We start from the raw sequence: 18,658 nt of genomic DNA, 5'->3' as shown, positions 1-18,658 counted from the left end.
GCTTACTTCACCTTCTCTACGTTAACCAAAAATGCTTTGTATTCCGGTGTTTGTGAGTTAGCGTCACCCACACATGGCGATAGCGTATTCGCAAGGTAACCTGGCTTAGTATCGCCTTCGTAACCCCAGTGAATAGGAATACCGACAGTGTGAACTGCTTGGCCGTTAACATGCAGTGGTGTAATACGCTTAGACACATAAGCTTTAGCGATAATAGCGCCACGCTTAGAGGTTACACGCACCATATCAGCATTGTTAATGCCACGCTCTTTCGCTAAACCTTCACCAATTTCAACAAATTGTTCTGGTTGTAATACAGCGTTGAAATGAGAGTGACTCGTCCAAGTATGGAAGTGTTCAGTTAGGCGGTAAGTGGTACCTACAAATGGGAAATCCGCTTTTGTGCCTAACTGCGCAGCATCATCTTTGAATAAACGTGCCGCAGGGTTTGAAACCACATTTTTATGTAATGGGTTAGTACCAATCGGTGTTTCAAATGGTTCGTAGTGCTCAGGGAATGGACCCTCAGCCATTTTATCAAGTGCAAACAAACGGCCAACGCCTTCAGGTTGCATGATAAATGGACCCGCATTACTTGATGGTGGCAATTTAGCGTTAAAGTCAGGTACATCTGGGCCAACCCATTTGTTACCGTTCCATTCCACTAACATACGCGCTTTATTCCATGGGCTACCGTCAGGACGTGTTGATGCACGGTTGTACAATACACGACGGTTAGCAGGCCAAGACCAAGCCCAGTTTGGTGCAATACCTAAACCAGAAGGATCGCTGTTGTCACGACGTGCAGTTTGGTTACCTGCTTCAGTCCAACTACCAGTGTATAACCAACAAGCCGCGTTGGTTGAACCATCTGCTTTTAGTTTGCTAAAACTTGATAATTGCTTACCGTTAGCATCTTTGCCGTTAAGTTCTTGTGCTAGCTCTTTGGTATTTGGCGCTGCAGGGATCGCATAATTCCAATCAAGCGATAGGATTGGATCTGGATATGTACCGCCTTCTTGTTGATACATATTGCGCATCTTCAAGAAGATACCCGCTAGAATCTCAGCATCACCTTTTGCTTCTCCTGGCATATCAGCTGCTTTCCAGTGCCACTGTAACCAGCGCGCTGAACTTACGATAGTGCCATCTTCTTCAGCAAAACATGCACAAGGTAAACGGAACACTTCAGTGTCAATGCTTGCAGTATCAACTTCATTAACGTTAGGTTTATTTTGCCAGAACGTAGAGGTTTCAGTTGCAAGCGGATCGACAACTACTAAGTATTTCAACTTAGATAAAGCATCCAATGTTTTTTGCTTGTTAGACATTGATGCAACAGGGTTGAAACCTTGACAGATATAGCCATTCATTTCGCCTTTGTTCATCATTTCGAACACGCGCAACATGTCGTAGCCTTGATCCCACTTCGGCATCATATCGTAACCAAAGTTATTCTCAGCTGTTGCACTTTTGCCGTAGAAAGACTTCAGTAATGACACGAAGAATGCTGGGTAATGCTGCCAATAGTTGGTTTGATCTGCTTCAAGTGCCACTGGAGTGTGGTGCTTAAGGTGAGCGGCTAAATCAACATCTTTGTCTGACGGTAGTTTTAAGTAACCCGGTAGGCTTTGTGCTAATAAACCAAGGTCAGTAATACCTTGAATATTAGAGTGACCACGCAAGGCATTAACACCACCGCCAGCCATGCCCATATTACCTAATAGTAATTGGATCATTGCCATACAACGGATGTTTTCAGCGCCTTTAGAGTGCTGAGTCCAGCCTGTCGCATACAAAATAGTGGCAACACGGTTATCCGCTGCAGTACTACCTAATGCTTTACAGACGTGATCAAACATATCAATCGGTGTACCGGTGATATTAGCAACAACATCAGGTGTGTAACGAGATACGTGATCTTTAAGTAAGTTCCATACACAACGAGGATGTTGTAGTGATTCATCCTTTAATGCATAGCCTTTATCGTCAAGTTGGTAGAACCAGCTGCTACGATCATACTGACGTTTCTCTGCATCATAGCCAGAGAATAGACCATCGTGGAATGCATAGTCATCACGCACAATAAAGCTAGCGTTGGTGTATGCTTTAACATACTCATGATTCACTTGACTGCTTGCCATTAGGTAACGAATCGCACCTAAAAGGAAAGCAATATCAGCACCCGAACGGATCGGTGCATAGTGATCTGCCACTGCTGCTGTACGCGTGAAGCGTGGATCAACCACGATAATTTCAGCGTTATTGGTTTTTTGAGCTTCAATCGCCCAGCGGAAGCCTACAGGGTGTGCTTCTGCTGCGTTACCGCCCATAACAAGAATAAGGTCGGCATTTTTAATATCAACCCAGTTGTTGGTCATCGCGCCGCGGCCAAATGTTGGAGCAAGACTTGCTACCGTTGGACCGTGTCAAATACGCGCTTGAGTGTCTACAGGAACCATACCCAAACCACGGGCAAATTTCTGAGTTAACCAACCATTTTCATTACTTTCCGCTGAGGCACAAAGCATGCCTGTTGTTAGCCAGCGGTTAACCGTGGTGCCTTGTTCATTTTTCTGAATAAGGTTTTCGTCACGGTCTTGTTTCATCAGTTTAGCGATACGGCTAAAGGCTTCGTCCCATGTTAGACGTTGCCATTTATCAGAGCCTGGAGCACGGTATTCTGGGAATTTCAAACGTTGTTCGCTGTTGACAAAACCAGCTAGGCCCGCACCTTTAGGACATAATGCACCACGGCTTACTGGATGATCGGGATCGCCTTCAACGTGGAATACTTTTTGTTTAATGTTTCCGCCAGTAGCACCTGTACTATACAGTAATGTGCCACAACCAACTGAACAATAAGAACACGTATTACGCGTTTCTTTGGCTGCGGTTAATTTGAATTCACGGGCTTGTGCCCATGCTTTTTGCGGAATTGTGGCAAGCGAAGCAATGGTCGTCGTTGCTACAGCTCCCGCGCACAATTTAAATAATTGACGTCTACTTATATTCAATCTAAAAAGACCTTATTAGAAATAAAGAAGAGGGTGAAATCTAAGTGGTTATTATATGGGGCAATATAAAGTCGTCAAATTTTGCTATTAGAGGCAATGGGATAAAAAACAAAATAATAAATTAAATAATATAAATAACTATTTAAATATCATTAATAACTCATGACAGGTAATGATGTGAGGATAATGATTTGCATCAAAGTTATCGTTACTTATAGTGTACTAATAATCATTGTCATTTAAAGTGATGACTGCATTACTATATTTAGTCATGTTTCATTTTTAATGGTAAATATATTTATATATTGTGTGATAAATTAATAACGTATTATTAAAGTGATATTTATATAAACTAATATCTTTTCTTGTGGTGTTATCTTCTTTTTTTAGTGATTTTAAAGTAAAGCGGCGATGTTTTTATTTACTATTAAAATCAAATTGTTATCTCTTGTTTTGGGGCGTTTTTCTTGTGGTGTGTTATTCATTAATTGCAACGAAATAATAAAACTTAAAAACGGAAAGCATATATAAACCACCAAATAACACTAATTAAATGCAATCTTAAGTATCAGTATTGGAAAGGTAAAGGGTTATTTAATAAACAATGTTAAGATTATTAATTTTAAAATATAACCTTGTTTTATAAAAAGTAAGACTTACTGTTAGATTTGTAAATATTTATTATTTCGAAAATTATGAGTGTTAGTTGTTATTTCCTATTTGAAAAAATAAAAAACAATGCATTGCGACTATCTGAATAACTATTATTTATTAGCTAACGATAAGGCTAAACTACAACAGACTTGTTAGTGGATGAATTTTGCATCATCTAATGGTTGCGGTATCATTACAAATACTGATGATAAAAAGGAAGAGTAAAGTGTTAAGGACGATAATTACAGGATTGATTCTGGTTTGTATAAATCAGAGCGTAATGGCAACACCATGGGAAAAAGTAAAAACGCCAAGCCGTGGTGATTCTAGCTCAATTGGTTCATATGCTAATGGATGTCTTGCTGGTGGTGAACGTTTACCCTTACAAGGTGATGGCTATCAAGTGATACGTTCAGAACGTGGACGTTATTATGGCCATAGTGAAATGATTGTTTTTTTACAGCAATTAATGAAGCGATCACAACAACTAAATATAGGCAATGTGCTGGTGGGTGATATTGCAATGCCTCGAGGTGGACGTTTTTCATCAGGCCATGCAAGTCATCAAACTGGGCTTGATGCCGATATTTGGTTACGGATACCTGAAAAGCCATTAACGGCTAACCAGCTAAAAACAGTGTCAGCTTTACCAATGGTTGATATAAATAATTATAAAATCATTGAAAAAAACTGGAGTATAAAACAGGCACAATTGATTCAACTGGCAGCCAGTGATGATCGCGTTGCGCGTATTTTTGTTCATCCAGTGATCAAACAGCAATTATGTAAAACGCAATGGAAGCAGCGTGATTGGTTAAGTAAAGTACGACCTTGGTTTGGCCATTATTATCATTTTCATATTCGTTTACATTGCCCAGACGGGAGCACAACTTGTAAGCCACAAACACCACCGCCAGCAGGTGATGGTTGTGGTACTGAGCTTGCTTCATGGTCGCCAAATTATAAGCCACCAGTGACTACAAAACCGGTTGCCGATGTTAAGCCGAAACCAAAACCTAAAAAAGTGTTACCGCCGATGTGTGAGAGGGTATTAAAGAGTTAGGTTTTGTTTGTTACTCGTAATTGCTCGTCAATGATACATAACATAAAAAAGCGCCGCCCAGTTAACTGAGCGGCGCTTTTTCTATACGGTTTGTTAGTGATAACTAAGCAAGACCTTGCAGGGTGACAAACTTTTCAAGTAGTTCGTTATCTGATTCGATATGTTCAGGATCAGTAATAATGCAATTGGTGATAGGACAAACTGACTGGCAGGTTGGCTTATCATAGTGCCCTTTACATTCAGTGCAGCGATCAGGATTAATTTCGTAAAATTCATCCCCCATGGTAATGGCCTCATTTGGACATTCAGGATCACACATATCACAGTTAATGCATTTAGTTGTAATGAGCAGTGCCATAATGCTTATTTACCGTCTTTAGGTGCGTGTGGATTACGAGTATCTTCACCGTTACTCAAATTACGCATCAGTAGACCAAAACTTAGATCCATGTCTGATGGCATTGGAATAAACACAAAGTGACCATTACCTTTAGCATCATCAATTACTTCTGATTTACGGTTTTCCATGGTTTCAAGTTTGAAGACAACGTTACCTTGTGGTGTCATAACTTCAAGGCTGTCACCGACAATGAATTTGTTCTTCACTTCAACTTCAGCAAGATCGCCACGGCGTTTACCTGTGAACTCACCAACAAATTGTTGAGTTTCTGAAATTGAGTAACCGTAATCATAGTTCTGGTAAGCATCATGAGTGTGGCGGCGAAGGAAACCTTCAGTGTAGCCACGGTGCGCTAGGCTTTCTAATGTACCCAGCAATGAGTCATCAAATGGTTTGCCAGCAACGGCGTCATCGATCGCTTTACGGTAAACTTGCGCTGTACGAGCACAGTAGTAGAACGATTTAGTACGGCCTTCAATTTTTAGTGAGTGCACACCCATTTTAGTTAGGCGCTCAACATGCTGTACCGCACGCAGATCTTTAGAGTTCATGATGTAAGTACCATGTTCATCTTCAAATGCCGCCATTTTTTCTTCAGGACGGTGAGATTCACTTAGTAGCACAACATCATCAATTGGCTTACCTAGACCTAATGTATTGTTTGGACGCTCTTCAATTTCTTGAATTTGGATTGCATCTTGAGCTTCTACGATTTGGCCCGAATCGTTCTCAACCGCTTTTTCTACTTTGTATTCCCAACGACATGAGTTGGTGCATGTACCTTGGTTTGGATCGCGTTTGTTGATGTAGCCAGATAATAAACAACGACCAGAATATGCCATGCAAAGTGCGCCATGAACAAAGATTTCTAGTTCAGTATCTGGGCAATGCTCACGAATTTCTTCGATTTCTTCTAGTGATAACTCACGAGAGAGAATCACACGCTCAACACCTTGACTTGCCCAGAATTTAACGGTTGCCCAGTTAACAGCATTTGCTTGTACTGACAGGTGAATAACAACTTCAGGAAACGCTTCACGAACCATCATGATCAGACCTGGATCTGACATGATAAGCGCATCAGGACCCATGTCGACAATTGGCTTTAAATCACGAATAAAGGTTTTAAGCTTAGAGTTATGTGGTTGAATATTACAAACCACATACAGCTTTTTACCTTGTGCGTGCGCTTCATCGATACCCAGTTTAAGGTTATCGTGATTGAATTCATTGTTACGAACGCGAAGGCTGTAACGTGGTTGACCTGCGTAGACAGCATCTGCACCATAGGCAAATGCATAGCGCATGTTTTTAAGGCTACCGGCTGGAGATAATAATTCTGGTTTAAACATTGCTCAATTCTCTTAGATGTCTGATTCCAAATCAGCCTATAACACCTAGTGCTATAGGGAGGAGGCAAGATTCTACTTTTTTCATTCCCACATTGCCAATTTTCTTGGAAATAATGATTCACTCACTCAATTTATTCCGCTGAAATAGAATGTGAGCTTTATTCTCAATCGTAATAGTTTGTATTTTATTCATTCATTAACGCACTAAAATACATACTTAGTATGCATTAAATACATTAGTTATATTTTAGTGCAACATGTGAAGAGTATTTGCACAATGTTGCTACTAATTTAATAATGATATATTAAGAAGGTATATATGATAGGGCAAGATATTGGTGGGTTGGTCATTCACTTATTTTCTACATTTGGGAATATGGTCTGGCAAATTTTTTGGCCACTGGCATTTGGTTTAATACTGTCGTCATGGATACGTAATTTATTACCCGTTTCAAGCGTGGTTAAGCACTTAGGTAAAACAACCGTAGTGAGTCTTGGTTTTACAACCTTTTTAGGTATGGTGTCATCATCATGTTCATATGCTGCGGCGTCACTGTCTCATACTTTGCTGACGAAGAAAGCGACTGTTGCTAACGCAATGGCATTTTTAGTTTCAAGTACCAACTTGATTATAGAAATGTTTATTGTCTTAGTTGCATTAATGGGGTGGACGTTTTTATGGGGAGAAGTAATTGGTGGCTTGATTCTAATTGTAACCGTTGGATTTTTATTTAGTCGTTTTTATCCTAAAGATGTTGAACAAGAATTACGCCAGCATTTAGATGATGCACAACCGCAAAAAGCAAGTTGTGGTATGGACATGTCCGAAATGAGCGGTGATCACAGTGACTGCGGCATGGATATGTCAAAGATGAAAGCTGATGATAGTGACTGCGGCATGGATATGTCAAAGATGAAGGCTAGCGACAGTGATTGCGGCATGGATATGTCAAAGATGAAGGCTAGCGACAGTGATTGTGGCATGGATATGTCAAAGATGAAAGCTGATGATAGTGACTGCGGCATGGATATGTCGAACATGAAATCTGATGACAGTGATTGCGGCATGGATATGTCGAACATGAAATCTAACGACAGTGACTGCGGCATGGATATGTCGAACATGAAATCTGATGACAGTGATTGCGGTATGGACATGTCAAGCATGAAGTCTGGCGATCATTCTGCAATGAAGATGGCTGCTGAGCCTCAATCGGCTACGATGGAAAAAATTACCAAGTCTGCGGGTTTCTTCCAAATGGATATTGCCATGATTGGTAAAGAAATCCTGATTGGGGTAGTGGTATCTTCCATTTTAATAGCATTAATGCCTCAAGATGGTTGGCGCGATCTGTTTATTAGTAATGATGCTGGCTTACCTGTGTGGTTACATTCGTTTTTAGATGTGATTATTGGTATTTTTGTGGCAATGATTGCTTATGTTTGTTCTGTGGGTAATCTAATTTTAGCGGCAGCATTGTGGCATGGTGGTATTTCATTTGGTGGCGTGATTGGCTTCATTCTATCGGATGTGTTAACTATTCCAATGATTCGTGTTTACCAAAAATACTACGGTAAACGTCCAACGAAATGGATGGTTGGATTGTTATTCGTGTCTATCTTATTTACTGGTTTGTGTGTTGATGCAATCTTTAATGGTTTTGGTTGGGTTACCGCTGACCAAACAGTACGTGCATTAAATCAATCAGGCTTTGGTTTGAACTTCACCACCGTGATGAACCTTATCTTTATTCCTGTTTCTATTTGGTATTACCGTTTAGGTAAAAAAGCCAATGCAAGCATGGGAATGAGCATGTAACGCGGATAAACGTTTATAGCGAACGAATTATTATCAGTAAAAGAATATAAAGAGCAAAACAGCCGTCATGTGTTAACACCTGACGGCTGTTTTTGTTATTCAAGCAATACTTATATAACTGAAAACCTAATCTCGAAAATATAGAGATTAGCCTTTGTTTTCTAAGCCGCCGATAACATCAAATAGGTTGGGTAAAAATGCAGAGAACTCGCCGCCCATTAATGATAGGTCAGCATCAATACGCTGTGCCATATCTTCACGGTCGATATCTTCGTTTTGATCTTTTAACTCATCAGAGAACTTAAGACGTTTAACGGTTAAGTCATCCGCTAGAATAAAATCGATACGGTCTTGCCAATTCAGTGCTAGTTTAGTGACTACTTTATTCGCTTCAATGTGCGCTAGAATCTCATCACAATTTAGATCTTGCTGCTTACAGCGGATCACGCCACCGTCTTCTTCAACAGCTTTAAACTCAGCTTCTTCACCAATGGTAAAACCTTGTGGTGATTGATTGCTACGTACCCATTCTGTCAGGGTTAATGCTAATGGTTTTTCAGGCACAACCGGAACAACAGGCAGACTACCAATAGATTTACGTAGTAATGCTAATACATCTTCGGCTTTTTTGTAGCTACCTGCATCAACCACGATATAGCCTAACTTTGGCATGATTAACGCGTAAGTTTGATGTTGACGACTGAATGCGCGTGGTAATAAATCCATCACGATTTCGTCTTTGAGGGTATCTTTCTCAGTCTTTTTCAATTTACGACCAAGATCTTTTTCCTGCATTTCAATTTTGTTGTTCAATGATTCTTTGATCACTGACGCTGGTAGCATTTTTTCTTCTTTGCGAGCACAAATTAAAATGTTGTCACCAGAAACATGGGTAAACATATCGCCATGTTTACCTAATGCGTGTGCCCAGCCAAATTTTTGAATGTCTTGGCTACCGCAAGGTGTAAAGCGGAATTCTTCCAGCTGTTTTTCTATTTGGTCTGCATTTAAGTCAATCTCACGCGTAAAACGGTAAGTCAGTATATTTTTAAACCACATCATGCTAGTCACACTTCCTAGGGTAAACAGTTGGGGGCTTATCTTAACTCAACCGCTGTAAATTACTAAGTAGCGTTTGTGATTGTTGCAAGGATTGGCGATCACCAATCCTTTAACTCAAAAATATTATTCATACTTTGTGGAGTAAGTCTCTTCATAAGTATGTGAATACAGCTCAAATAAGTTACCAAAAGGGTCTTCTAAATAAACCATTTGGGAGGTGTTGCTGTCATCCTCTGGGTGGTAACGCATGATATCCATACGTACTTTACCGCCATATTGTTCAGTTCGAGCAATAACGCCATGAAAGTCATCGGTTTGAAGACAGAAATGGAAAATACCAATGCGAGAGAAATCAACCTCATGACGTTGCTGACGGTCTTTCATTTCAAACAGTTCAAAGCCGATGCCATCTTTAGTTAATAAATGGGCAATATTAAACCCTTTAAAGCCTTCACCAAAAACAGCAATACACATACGACCAATCGCTGTTTCACGCTCTTCTGTTACTTTGGTGTTACCCATCACAACATCAAGACCCAATGCTTTGGTATAAAACTCAACCGCGGTATCCATATCGCCAACCATGATGCCTACGTGATTCATTTTCATAACTTACCTCAAATATTGATGATTAATTGGTCATTTCTGTTGCTGGTAATACTATGCCAAGCTTTAAATAATATAAAATTATCAATATTTATTGAAATGATAATATTTTGTTATGTCGGCTATTTGTGAATCATCAAAACTCTGTGTAGTTGGGGGGTTCTCACGGTACAATCTGATGATTATTTCTGGCTGGTAGTGTTATTCCATTATGAAAATTATCCATACATCTGATTGGCATCTCGGTCATCAATTACATGGCTATAGCCGCGCAACTGAACATCAAGCATTTTTAGATTGGCTTGCTGATACCCTTGAGCAACAACAAGCGGATGCCTTATTAGTGGCAGGGGATATTTTTGATACTGCTAACCCTGCCGCCAGTGCGTGGGAAATGTTATATCGATTCTTAGCGCGATTAGCTAAAACATTGCCCAAATTAGATGTGGTAATGATCGGTGGTAATCATGATTCGCCAAGTAAACTCGATGCGCCCCAAGCGTTATTAAAAGCCTTTGATCTGCATTTAGTCGGTGGTATTCATCGATTAGACAATGGCGAGTTAGATTGCGAGCGAATGTTAGTGCCATTAACCAACGCCAACGGTGAACAAGCTGCATGGGTATTAGCGGTGCCATTTTTACGTAGCGCTGATTTACGCACTGAAAATTTAACCGATGACGATGATCGCCTGATTAAAGGGGTTGAGGTGTTGTATGCCGAAATAACTGCCGCTGCCCGTGAGCGTAAACAGCCTCAACAAGCGTTAATCGGTATGGGTCATGCGTATATGGCGTCAGGGAAGATTTCTGAAATGTCAGAGCGACGAGTATTAGGCGGTAATCAACATGCGCTACCAGCGACGATTTTTGCTGACGATGTTAGTTACGTTGCCCTTGGACATTTGCACTTAGCTCAGAAAGTTGCCAAGCAAGAACATGTGCGTTATTGCGGCTCACCAATACCATTATCAATGGCTGAGCGTAATTATAGCCATCAAATCGTAGTGGTTGAATTAGACGGCACTGATGTTACTAACATTGAGCCAATCACCATTCCTCGTTGTGTTGATATGCTAAAAGTACCAACCAAACCTGCGCTCTTAGATGAAGTGTTAGCTGAATTAAAAGCTTTACCTGATGATGAATTACCTCGCGATCAACAACCGTTTTTAGAAGTGCATGTGTTACTTGATAAGCCCCAAGCTTTATTACGTGAAAAAGTGTTGCAAGCATTGGAAGGTAAATCGGTTCGGTTGGCTAAAATCACCCCGCATTATCAACAAATTGAACAGCAACAAGGTTTGCAGCATCAACGTTTATCCGAAGTGTCACCACAACAAGTATTTTCGCTGAGCTGGAATAAAAAATACGATGGTGAACCTGATGCAGCGATGACAGCCGCTTTTGAAAGTTTATTAGTGCAAGTTGAAGAACAACAATAAGAGAGAATAATAAAATGAAAATACTTGCACTGCGTGGTGAAAATTTAGCAAGTTTACAAACCAAGTTTGAGATTGATTTTGCTGGTGGACGCTTAGGTGAAGCGGGCTTATTTGCGATCACAGGTAAAACAGGCGCGGGTAAATCAACCTTACTCGATGCGATTTGTTTAGCGTTATACGATCGTATTCCTCGCCTGCAATCTAATAAAAAAAATGATGCTGAAATCGGGCGTGATGATGACGATAACCGCATTAAAGCCAACGATGTACGCAGTATTTTATCGCGCGGTAAAGCCGAGGGTTTTGCTGAGGTGGATTTTATTGCTAACGATGGTTCGCATTGGCGTACCCATTGGCAAGTGCGTCGTGCTCGTGGCCGTGCTGAAGGCAAAATGCAAGCCGCTGAACAATGGTTAGAGAACATTGAAACTGGACAACGTTTTGCAGGTAAAAAACAAGAGTTACAAGCTGAAATAGAACGCTTAATTGGGTTGAGCTTTGATCAGTTCCGTCGTGCTGTGATGTTACCTCAAGGTGAATTTGCGGCATTTTTAAAAGCGGGGGCTGATGAGCGAGCCACCTTACTTGAACGAATGACGGGCGGTGAAATTTACGGTCGGTTGTCGATGGCGGCTTATAAGCGTTCAGCTGAGGAAAAACAAAAACTGGTTCAGTTACAAGATAAGCTTGGTGATGTGGCCTTATTAACGGATGAGCAAAAATTGGCATTAAATAGTCAGTTAGAGGTTGTACGTCAGCAAGTTAATACTCAGCAACAACAGCTTGAGCAATTAAAACAGCATCAGGATGTCATGCTAACTGCGGCAAAGTTACAGTTACGGATCACTGACAGTGAGCAACAGTTACAGCAAGCGGAGTTCATTCAACAACAAGCAGCACCGCGTTATATTGAGTTACAACAATACGAACAAGCTTTGCCTGCCCGTGGTGATTTTACGTTATTAGCACAAGCTAAACAGCAAGTCAGTAAGTGGACGGCAACAGAGCAACAAAGCAGCGCTACCTTAAAAGAAAATTACCAACAGCAAGCGCAATTGCAAGCAAGCACTGAGCAATGCCAACAGTTACTGACTCAAAAACAACAGGCGTTTAATGCGCTAGAACCAAAATTAAAGCAAGCAGCCACCATTGAACAACAACGTCATGGCTTACAGGTGCAACGCGATGAGTTACAGCTGCAAATTTCACAGTTAACCAACGCGTTAGCGCTTAACCGTGAGCAATTATTAAAGCAGCAACAGCAACAACAGGCCTCTCAGCAACAGTACCAACAGTTGGTAGTTGAGTTAGAGACAACACAAGCGGTGAAAGCATTAGCCGAACAGCATAACGCGATTAAAGATAACGTTAACCAATTTCAGCAAGCACAAATTGATATTACTCAACTGCAAGCGGATATCAAACAACGTCAAATAACATTAACCACAATCACTCAACAACAAACTGACTTAGAACAACAGCTGTCAGGTTTCGCGGCACAACAGCAACAGTTAACGGCACAAGTTGCAGCGCATGATCTTGCTCAATTAGAACACATACAAGATCAACAACGTCAGGATTATAGTGCTTATCAACAGTGTAATAGCCAATTAAAAGACAGTTTATATGGCTTAGATAAGTGGCATGGGCAGCTACAGCAGCGTGATAAATTGCAGTTACAGCAGCAAGCATTAGCGGTAACGATCACCAATAATCAACACCGTTTAACCGCATTAGCCCCTGAATTATTACAATTAGACGCGCAACATAAAGAAGTTGATCATCAACTGACTCAAACTCGCGCGGTGATGAACTTAACTGATTATCGTGATCAATTGATTGAGGGCGAAGCATGTCCGTTATGTGGTGCGCTTGAACATCCATATCAGCAACATAATCCGCAAGTTTCCACCATTATTAGTCAGCAACAGCAGCGATTGCAGCAGCTAGCCCAACAATTGCAAGATGTTCATGCCGAGCAGCGTCAACTGATCCAAACCATCACGCAAGATCAACACATCCAAACCGAATTAGCGCAAGATATCGATGGGCTTAATCTGAATATTCAAACATTAGTCAGTCAGCAACAATGTTATTGGTCTGATTTAATGGCGCTTGATCTTGATGCGATAACGTTGGCTGAAATTAGCTTATCCGCCGTCAGTGATGTGGCTCAATTGGTACATTATCAAGCCAATTGGTCACAAGCGCAGGATAATGCGATAGCACAAATGCAGACCATTAAAACCCAAGGAGAGCTGCGTAAAAAATTGATCACCGAGGTTAAACAGCAACAGCAACAGTTGCTGCAATTAGGTCATCAACAAGCGGAGTTCAAAGAGACTTACCATCAATTGTCGCAACAACAAACGCAAGCGCAAGAACAGCAAAAAGCGTTAGTGTCACAATGTGAAAGCCAACAAAAAGTCTACGAACAAAGACAACAAGCATTGAATGCAATTTACGGAAATGATACGTGGTTAACAGTATTATCTCAGCAAGGTAAAAATAGTTTTATTGCCGAACTTGAGCAACAAATAGCACAATATCAAACTAATGTTAGTCAACAACAGCAACTTGAAAAGCAGTTAGCTAAACGTGCTCCTGTATTGGCTCAGTTAATCAGTGGCGTTGAGCATAACGAGCAGCAGTTACAGACGATGACCAATAAAGATCATCAGTTAATGCAACAACAAACGCTATATTGGCAACAACGACTTGAGCTCATTGGTGAGCAATCGTTAGATGTCATTGAAAATAAAGCCAAAGCTGAGCTTGAACATCAGCAACAAAAATTACAGCAACAGCAAACTCGGCTTAATCAGTTAGCTGAAGCGATGGCGGCGAATGAGGCACACAATCACCATGCGACGCAGCAATTGTTAGAAGTAACTCAAGAGCAAGAAAAATTACAGCATACTTTATTATATTGGTTTGAAAAATTAGCCCTTACCGAAGCTGAATTGACAGCATTGTTGAGTAAAGATAACACATGGTTGCAACAACAACGGGCTGAACTTAAACAAATAGAACAGGCATTATCTGCTAGCCAAACAGTATTAAAAGAGCGTCAGCAAGCAGATGTTGAGCATCAGCCGTTGGTCGAATTAGCGACAGGTTGGTTTACTGCTCATGACATCAACAATGATGTGAGTTCACAACAACAAACCATGACGGAATGGCTGGCTCAAAAACAGCACAGTGATGATCAGGTTTTTCAGTTACGCCAGCAATTAGTCCATGCCGAGCAAGCAGAACAACAGGTAGGGGATCTACGATCTGCGTTAGCGACACAACAGATCCAAACCGAGTTGTGGTTACAAATGAATGAGTTGATTGGTTCAGCAACAGGTAATAAATTTAGAACCTTGGCACAAGGGTTAACCTTACAACAATTGGTGTTAGCAGCTAACGAACATTTGCAAGATTTAGCCCCGCGTTATGCTTTGCAACCTGTACCTGGTAGCCCGTTAGCGTTACAAGTTATTGACCATGATATGGGCGATGAAGTCCGCAGTGTGGAATCGCTTTCTGGTGGTGAAAGTTTCTTAGTGTCGTTGTCATTGGCGTTGGCATTAGCATCGCTTGCGGCAGATACACGTCAGTTGGGATCGCTGTTTATTGATGAAGGTTTTGGTACTCTCGATCCTGATAGTTTAGAGATGGCATTGGCTTGCTTAGATGCTTTGCAAGCGGATGGGCGTCAGATTGGCGTGATTTCGCATGTTGGTACTTTAGTGGAGCGGATTGGGGTTCAAGTTGCCGTCGAAGCTATTGGTGGTGGACGTAGTCAAATTGTCATTAAAGGGTAATAAGATTGCCACTTATTGCAGGGCTATTTTTATTGTAGTATCAATCGATAAGCTTATTTAGAATAATTATTATTGATTATATTAAAACGCGCTTTATCTGAAAAAGTCACAAAAGTGTCATAATGAACACACATAATGATGCATGTCAGAGAAAACAACGACTAGGTATATTTTATTATGGCAAGACGGATTCTTGTAGTAGAAGACGAAGCACCGATTCGCGAAATGTTGTGTTTTGTACTTGAGCAAAATGGATATCAAGCAATAGAAGCTGAAGATTACGATAGTGCATTAGACAAAATGTGTGAGCCGTATCCTGAGTTAATCTTAATGGATTGGATGTTACCTGGAGGCTCTGGCATTAATTTGATCAAACACTTTAAACGCGACGAACTGACTCGCCAAATTCCAGTGGTGATGTTAACTGCGCGTGGTGAAGAAGAAGATAAAGTGCGCGGTCTTGAAGTGGGTGCGGATGATTACATTACCAAACCTTTTTCACCGAAAGAGTTAATGGCACGCTTAAAAGCTGTCATGCGTCGCGCTTCACCAACTGCTTTAGATGATGTGATTGATGTTCAAGGTTTGAAGTTAGACCCTGTTTCACATCGCGTAACCTCAGATGATGAACCACTAGACATGGGCCCGACTGAGTTTAAGATGTTGCACTTTTTTATGACTCACCAAGAACGTGTTTATAGCCGCGAGCAGTTGCTTAATAATGTGTGGGGCACCAATGTTTATGTTGAAGATCGCACCGTTGATGTCCATATTCGTCGCTTACGTAAAGCACTTGAAAATGGTGGCCATGACAAAATGATTCAAACCGTACGTGGAGCGGGATACCGTTTTTCAACACGCATGTAAATATTCCATTGTGCTCAGCAGCAGTGGCAAACTCGTTACCTTCATTATTATCATGTGTCTATGATAATAATGAAGGTTGTGTCAGTTTTATCGAATAGAAAAATAGCGTAACGGAACCACTGTGCTACTCCGTTGCTGCTAGGAGTAAACATGTGGAAAGATTGACATGGAAAAGGTTGGTCGGGGAGCTAATATTATTTTATCTGCCTTGGCTTATACTTGGCGTTATTTTTGGCTACCTACCGTGGTTTTTGTTGATCGCTAGTTGGATTCAGCTTGGATGGCATTTTCATAACCAGCTTAAAATGTCGAATTGGTTATGGAAAGATCGTAGCCTAACCCCACCTTCAGGCTCTGGCAGTTGGGAGCCGCTATTTAATGGCATTTATCGCTTACAACAGCGCAATCGTCGTCGCCGCAAAGAGCTCACTACCTTAATTCGTCGTTTCCGTAATGGTGCAGAATCACTGCCCGATGCGGTAGTGGTGTTTCGTAGTGAAGGTAATATTGTGTGGTGTAACAAATTAGCGCAACAATTATTAGGTTTACGTTGGCCTGATGACAGTGGTCAACCGATTAGCAACTTATTGCGCAGTCCTGATTTTGTGCGCTATCTTTCTCGTCAAGTATTTGATAATCCGTTAGAAATTACATCTCCAATGAATTATGATCGTACTTTAGAATTGCGAATCATGCGCTACACTGAGGGCGAATACCTCATGGCAGTACGTGATGTGTCACAGTTAAAACAACTGGAAGGCATGCGCCGTAATTTCTTTGCCAATGTGTCGCATGAGTTACGTACACCAATGACGGTATTGCAAGGGTATCTTGAAATGGCACAAGATCCTGAAATGCTGATGGGACCAATGTGGGATCGTGCTCATGGCGTGATGACTGAACAATTGGCACGTATGAATGCACTGGTTGAGCAGTTATTAACGTTATCTAAAATTGAAGCGGCACCGACGATTGAACTAGAAGAAATGGTTGATGTGCCTGCAATGCTTGATATTTTAGAAAAAGAAGCGATGTCACTCAGTAGTAATAAAGAGCAATCATTTACCTTTGAGGTTGATAACAGCTTAAAAGTCTTTGGCGATAATGATCAACTCCGCAGTGCTATTTCCAATTTAGTTTATAACGCGGTTAAACATACTCCGAATGATGCAGCGATTCGTGTTCGTTGGTATCGCTCACCGACAGGACCACGATTAGAAGTGACGGACAGTGGTGAAGGTATTGAGGCTCAACATATTCATCGTTTAACTGAACGTTTCTATCGAGTTGATAAAGCCCGCTCACGCGAAACTGGTGGCAGTGGTTTAGGACTCGCTATTGTTAAGCATGCGTTAAGTCATCATGACGCACATCTAGAAATTGAAAGTGAAATTGATAAGGGCAGTACCTTCTCATTTACGTTACCAAGTCGATTAGTGGCTGATACAAGTTTAACCGTTACTAATGCTCACTCCTAAACGGTAAGGATACCTGATGCTACTGTCACTACTTACTAAAATAGTCTCAACGACTCTCTACGCGGTTACGTTGTGGAGCGTGACTGCATGGGTTCCAGTCATGGCAGCGATGACCTCTACCGTTGATACTCAATTGCAGCCTTATCATAAAGTCAGTGGCATTTCGGGTAATTTATCATCGGTAGGATCAGACACGCTAGCTAACTTAATGACCTATTGGACTGAGGCATTTAAACGTCAATATCCTAACGTTAATATTCAAATTCAAACCTCGGGCTCATCAACGGCTCCAACCGCGCTGGTGGAAGCAACGGCGCAGTTAGGACCCATGAGCCGTGAAATGAAGACCAAAGAAATTGAAGCGTTTGAAAATGAATATGGTTATAAACCAACGGCGATCAAAGTTGCAGTGGATGCACTCGCAGTATTTGTACATGAAGATAACCCGCTTAAAGGCATTAATTTCGAGCAGTTAGATGCAATATACTCACGAACTTTACGTTGCGGTGCACTAGTACCTATTACTCAATGGGGACAACTAGGCTTACCTAATAGTTGGCAACAACGGGATATTCAATTATTTGGGCGTAATTCTGTATCTGGCACCTATGGTGACTTTAAAAAGCGTGCTTTATGTCGTGGCGATTTTCGCAATAACGTTAATGAACAACCGGGCTCAGCTTCGGTAGTGCAGTCTGTTTCAACCTCGCTTAATGCCATCGGCTATTCAGGTATTGGCTATAAAACTACGGGCATTCGCGCTATTCCAGTTGCTCGTGAAGGCACTGATTATGTTGAGGCAACAGTAGAGAACTCAATTAATGGTAATTACCCGTTATCACGTTATTTATATTTATATATCAATAAACATCCTAACAAAGCTCTAGCACCGATGGAGCAAGAATTTTTACGGTTTATTTTATCCAGTAATGGGCAAAATATAGTGCAAAAAGATGGTTATATTCCTTTACCTGTTGCGATTGTGAATGAAAACATGGTGAAGTTGGGGTTAAAAAATTAGGGTAAAGTTAAGACTACGAATCCAATGGCTATTGTAGCCTTAACATCATTTTTTATGTCGTTT

Annotated in this window: 12 protein-coding genes; 7 read left to right on the top strand and 5 right to left on the bottom strand. The window is 41.1% G+C overall.

All coding sequences use genetic code 11. From position 1 onward, the window contains the following. Window positions 1-2 precede the first annotated feature (2 nt). On the bottom strand, window positions 3-3,017 hold the full coding sequence (gene fdnG / locus VXS03_RS03540; RefSeq protein WP_327761996.1) for a formate dehydrogenase-N subunit alpha: 3,015 nt from the start codon (window positions 3,015-3,017) through the stop codon (window positions 3-5). A gap of 934 nt (window positions 3,018-3,951) precedes the next feature. Between fdnG and mepA the strand changes: the two genes are divergently transcribed. Beyond that, window positions 3,952-4,734 (top strand): penicillin-insensitive murein endopeptidase, encoded by a 783-nt coding sequence (gene mepA / locus VXS03_RS03535; RefSeq protein WP_327761995.1) that lies wholly within the window; start codon window positions 3,952-3,954, stop codon window positions 4,732-4,734. Window positions 4,735-4,837: 103 nt separating this feature from the next. Here the strand turns inward: mepA and VXS03_RS03530 are convergent, their stop codons facing one another. Both VXS03_RS03530 and trhP read right to left on the bottom strand, forming a co-directional pair. Next, window positions 4,838-5,092, bottom strand: a complete 255-nt coding sequence (locus VXS03_RS03530; protein ID WP_327761993.1) for a YfhL family 4Fe-4S dicluster ferredoxin — start codon at window positions 5,090-5,092, stop codon at window positions 4,838-4,840. A 5-nt stretch (window positions 5,093-5,097) separates the two neighbouring features. Further along, complete coding sequence (gene trhP, locus VXS03_RS03525; protein WP_327761991.1) at window positions 5,098-6,486, bottom strand: prephenate-dependent tRNA uridine(34) hydroxylase TrhP; 1,389 nt, start codon at window positions 6,484-6,486, stop codon at window positions 5,098-5,100. Window positions 6,487-6,805: 319 nt separating this feature from the next. Between trhP and VXS03_RS03520 the strand changes: the two genes are divergently transcribed. Further along, window positions 6,806-8,305, top strand: coding sequence for a permease (locus VXS03_RS03520; protein WP_327761989.1), 1,500 nt, complete (start codon window positions 6,806-6,808; stop codon window positions 8,303-8,305). A 147-nt stretch (window positions 8,306-8,452) separates the two neighbouring features. On the opposite strand, the gene rdgC is transcribed toward VXS03_RS03520, so the two are convergent. Both rdgC and VXS03_RS03510 read right to left on the bottom strand, forming a co-directional pair. Continuing rightward, on the bottom strand, window positions 8,453-9,364 hold the full coding sequence (gene rdgC, locus VXS03_RS03515; protein ID WP_199190773.1) for a recombination-associated protein RdgC: 912 nt from the start codon (window positions 9,362-9,364) through the stop codon (window positions 8,453-8,455). 126 nt (window positions 9,365-9,490) lie between these two features. Further along, a complete protein-coding gene (locus VXS03_RS03510) occupies window positions 9,491-9,976 on the bottom strand; it encodes a VOC family protein (protein ID WP_327761987.1) in 486 nt (161 codons plus the stop codon). Window positions 9,977-10,184: 208 nt separating this feature from the next. Between VXS03_RS03510 and VXS03_RS03505 the strand changes: the two genes are divergently transcribed. The 5 genes from VXS03_RS03505 to VXS03_RS03485 all read left to right on the top strand — a co-directional run bounded on the left by VXS03_RS03505 (window position 10,185) and on the right by VXS03_RS03485 (window position 18,595). Next, window positions 10,185-11,417: an exonuclease SbcCD subunit D C-terminal domain-containing protein gene (locus tag VXS03_RS03505; protein ID WP_327761986.1), complete on the top strand. Its 1,233-nt coding sequence runs from the start codon at window positions 10,185-10,187 to the stop codon at window positions 11,415-11,417. A 14-nt stretch (window positions 11,418-11,431) separates the two neighbouring features. After that, window positions 11,432-15,229 carry an AAA family ATPase gene (locus VXS03_RS03500; RefSeq protein ID WP_327761985.1) on the top strand — a complete coding sequence of 1,266 codons (3,798 nt, stop codon included), beginning with the start codon at window positions 11,432-11,434 and terminating at the stop codon, window positions 15,227-15,229. Between the two features lie 177 nt (window positions 15,230-15,406). Further along, on the top strand, window positions 15,407-16,096 hold the full coding sequence (phoB, locus tag VXS03_RS03495; RefSeq protein ID WP_327761984.1) for a phosphate regulon transcriptional regulator PhoB: 690 nt from the start codon (window positions 15,407-15,409) through the stop codon (window positions 16,094-16,096). A 152-nt stretch (window positions 16,097-16,248) separates the two neighbouring features. Then, window positions 16,249-17,574 carry a phosphate regulon sensor histidine kinase PhoR gene (phoR, locus tag VXS03_RS03490; RefSeq protein WP_327761983.1) on the top strand — a complete coding sequence of 442 codons (1,326 nt, stop codon included), beginning with the start codon at window positions 16,249-16,251 and terminating at the stop codon, window positions 17,572-17,574. A gap of 16 nt (window positions 17,575-17,590) precedes the next feature. Then, on the top strand, window positions 17,591-18,595 hold the full coding sequence (locus tag VXS03_RS03485; RefSeq protein WP_327761981.1) for a PstS family phosphate ABC transporter substrate-binding protein: 1,005 nt from the start codon (window positions 17,591-17,593) through the stop codon (window positions 18,593-18,595). The last annotated feature ends 63 nt before the right edge of the window (window positions 18,596-18,658 follow it).

It is taken from the genome of Photobacterium sp. S4TG1, assembly GCF_036040035.1.
GTDB lineage: Bacteria > Pseudomonadota > Gammaproteobacteria > Enterobacterales > Vibrionaceae > Photobacterium.
The sequence above is the reverse complement of the archived record's forward strand: the minus strand, read 5'-3'. Positions and strand labels throughout refer to the sequence as shown.